Here is a 3416-nt window from a genome sequence, read left to right as displayed (position 1 = left end):
CCCGGATTGCCAACCGAATTGCAAAGGCAATTCGGGGCAATCCGACCTCTCCCCGAGGGGAGAGGAGGTTGTCGACGCCGGCGCCAGTCTCTTCTCCCCAGCGGGGAGAAGGTGGCCGCGAAGCGGCCGGATGAGGGGGCCTTCACCAAAAAGAGCGTGCCAAGATGAAAGAAATCTCCTGCAAGCTGCTTGTCATCGGCGCTGGCCCCGGCGGTTATGTCTGCGCCATCCGTGCCGGCCAGCTCGGTGTCGATACGGTCATCGTCGAGGCCGGCAAGCCTGGCGGCACCTGTCTCAATGTCGGCTGCATTCCGTCCAAGGCGCTGATCCATGCGGCGGAAGAGTTCGAGAAGGTCGCGCACATGGCCGGCGGCAAGAGCCCGCTCGGCATTTCTGTCTCGGCACCCGTGCTCGACCTGAGCAAAACCGTCGCCTGGAAGGACGGCATTGTCAGCCGGCTCAACAGCGGCGTCGCTGGCCTGTTGAAGAAGGCCGGCGTCAAGACTGTGCAAGGCTGGGCGACGTTCCGCGACGGCAAGACCGTCGAAGTCGAGACCGAGATGGGCGTGCAAGTGATCCGCGCCGAGGTGATCGTCATCGCCACCGGCTCGGCGCCGGTCGAATTGCCTTTTCTTCCCTTTGGCGGGCCTGTGATATCGTCCACGGACGCGCTGGCCTTGAGCGAGGTGCCGAAGAAGCTTGCCATCGTCGGTGGCGGTTATATCGGGCTGGAACTCGGCATGGCCTTCGCCAAGATGGGGGCGAAGGTGACCGTGGTCGAGGCCTTGCCGCGCGTGCTGGCGCAGTATGATGCCGAGCTGACCCGGCCGGTGGTCAAGCGGCTCGCCGCGCTCGGCGTAGAGGTGGTGCTTGGCGCCAAAGCCAAGGGACTGTCGACAAAAGGCGATGCGCTGCTGGTCGAGACAGCGGACGGCAAGAGCGCCAAGGTTGCCGCCGACAAGATCCTGGTGACGGTCGGCCGCAAGCCGGTGACCGAAGGCTGGGGGCTCGACCAGATCGACCTCGATATGGCGGGCAAATTCATCAAGATCGACGACCAGTGCCGCACCTCGATGCGCGGCATCTTTGCTATCGGCGACGTCACCGGCGAGCCGATGCTGGCGCATCGCGCCATGGCGCAAGGCGAAATGGTCGCCGAGATCGTCGCCGGCCACAAGCGCAGCTGGGACAAGCGGTCGATTCCCGCCGTCTGCTTCACCGATCCCGAACTTGTGACGGCGGGGCTTTCGCCGGAAGAGGCCAAGGTCCAGGGCGAGATCAAGATTGGCCTGTTCCCGTTCGCCGCCAATGGGCGGGCGATGACCAAGCTGGGCGAGGATGGGTTCGTTCGGGTGGTCGCTCGCGCGGACAACCATCTGGTGCTGGGCATCCAGGCAGTCGGACAGGGCGTGTCGGAACTGTCGGCTTCGTTCGGACTGGCGCTGGAAATGGGCGCGCGGCTGGAGGACATAGCCGGCACGAACCATGCGCATCCGACGCAAGGCGAGGGCTTCCAGGAAGCGGCGCTGAAGGCGCTCGGGCACGCGCTGCATATTTGAGGCGGTGGTGGCGTAAGAAGCGGTGATGTCCGCGGGGCATTGCCCCCCTTTGTCCTGCCGGACATCTCCCCCTCAAGGGGGGAGATCGGCAGTTTCGGGAACCGCGCCTCTTCTAAGACTTTGAAAATTGGCGAAATCTTAGATTACAGCAAATCTCCCCCCTTGAGGGGGAGATGCCCGGTAGGGCAGAGGGGGGCGATGCCCCGCTAACCTCTCTCAAGAGAGACGTTGCACCTTCAGCTCGCCAGCCGGCTTACCATCTCATGTTGCGCATAGGCGCGGCCGAAACGGTTGGCCAGAAATGCATCCAGCGCGATATCTTCCTGCTTGACGAAGCCGGTGGCCGGCAGGCTGCCGTCGGCCAGCATGTCGAGCACGGCGCAGATGCCGGATGCGGTGGTGATCTGGATGGCGCTGCGCACCTGATTGCCGACGCGCTGCGAATAGATCTTGTTGGCGTAGGTTTCCTGCAGCAGGCGGCCGTTGCGGCGACCGGAGACGGTGACGAAGACGATGACGACGTCCTGCAGCGTCGCCGGGAGCGCGCTTTCGAAAATGTCCTTCAGCACGTCGCGGCGGTGGCGCAGGCCGAGGTCGTTGAGCAGCGCCTTCATGATCGCGGCATGGCCGGGGTAGCGGATGGTGCGGTAGTTCAGCGTGCGCACCTTRCCCTTCARCGTCTCGGCSAGCGTGCCGAGCCCRCCSGAGGTGTTGAASGCCTCGTAGGTGACGCCGTCGAGCGAGAATTCCTCGCGCTCYTCCAGCGGCGGCACTTCGATCAGYTCGCCCTCGACGATCGCCTCGCAMGGCTCGCAATATTCGTTGATGACGCCGTCGGTGCTCCAGGTCAGATTGTAGTTCAGCGCRTTSGASGGGTATTGCGGCAGSGCGCCGACGCGCATRCGCACGCTTTCCAGCGTGTCGAAACGGCTGGCGAGATCGTTGGCGACGATCGAGATGAAGCCCGGCGCCAGCCCGCATTGCGGAATGAAGGAGCTCTTGCCCGAGCGGGCCAATTCCTTGACGCGACGGGTCGAGACGACGTCCTCGGTCAGGTCGAGATAGTGCACGCCGGCGCTGGCCGCCGCCTCGGCGATGCGCGTGGTCAGGTGGAAGGGGGCGGCGCTCAGCACAGCGAATTTGCCCGCAAGCGCTGCTTCCAGCGCGCCTGGTGCGGCGATGTCGAGTTCCAGCGTTTCGACACCGGCCGGCAGTTCCGCCGCGGCAAGCTGTACCGCCGCACGGTCGACGACGGTGACGGCATAGTCGCCGGTGGCGGCGAGCATCTCCGCAATGGTCGAACCGATCTTTCCGGCGCCGACGACAACAATCTTCTTCATGACCAATCCCTCAAGCAAAGCAAAATCCTGGGAACAGAATCGCAGCTTGCCCGTCGAAAGGAAGCGTGGAATTGTGCGAAATGAAACTCTGATTGCGCAATTTGCCGAAAGGATTCGTCGAAATGCTCAGTGAAGCCGAACAGGCGCTGCTTTCCCTGCTGCGTTCCAACGCCCGCGCTTCGACGGCCGAACTGGCGCGACAGCTCGGCGTCTCGCGCACGACGGTGCAGAGCCGGATCGAGCGGCTGGAACAGCGCGGTATCATATCGGGTTACGGCGTCAAGCTTTCCGCCGACTATGAACAGGGGCTGGTCAAGGCGCATGTGCTGCTCACCGTCACACCCAAGCTTGCCGACAAGGTGGTGCGGGCCTTGCAGGCGCTGCCGCCGGTGCGGACGCTGCACTCAGTCAGCGGCAATTTCGACATGATCGTCATCGTCGACGCGCCGTCGATCCGCGACCTCGACGCGCTGCTCGACCAGATCGGCGCCATGGACGGGGTCGAACGGACCTCGTC

3 protein-coding genes are annotated in these 3416 nt (G+C 64.1%); 2 read left to right on the top strand and 1 reads right to left on the bottom strand.

The window, feature by feature from the left end; all coding sequences use genetic code 11:
- Window positions 1-164: 164 nt before the first annotated feature.
- Entirely contained in the window at window positions 165-1559 is a 1395-nt protein-coding gene (gene lpdA, locus AC1DX0_RS33185; protein ID WP_477223907.1) for a dihydrolipoyl dehydrogenase, read from the top strand.
- A gap of 236 nt (window positions 1560-1795) precedes the next feature.
- Here the strand turns inward: lpdA and AC1DX0_RS33180 are convergent, their stop codons facing one another.
- Complete coding sequence (locus AC1DX0_RS33180; protein ID WP_477223908.1) at window positions 1796-2899, bottom strand: saccharopine dehydrogenase family protein; 1104 nt, start codon at window positions 2897-2899, stop codon at window positions 1796-1798.
- A gap of 122 nt (window positions 2900-3021) precedes the next feature.
- Here AC1DX0_RS33180 and AC1DX0_RS33175 point away from each other — a divergent pair.
- Window positions 3022-3416, top strand: a 395-nt coding sequence (locus AC1DX0_RS33175) for an Lrp/AsnC family transcriptional regulator (RefSeq protein ID WP_477358591.1), incomplete at its 3' end; no start/stop codon positions are given.

This window comes from Mesorhizobium sp. P3_A9, assembly GCF_056402975.1.
The sequence above is the reverse complement of the archived record's forward strand: the minus strand, read 5'-3'. Positions and strand labels throughout refer to the sequence as shown.

Excerpts from the sequence above, each read along its gene's own strand:
- lpdA (WP_477223907.1), top strand. The coding sequence starts at position 165 with ATGAAAGAAATCTCCTGCAAGCTGCTTGTCATCGGCGCTGGCCCCGGC.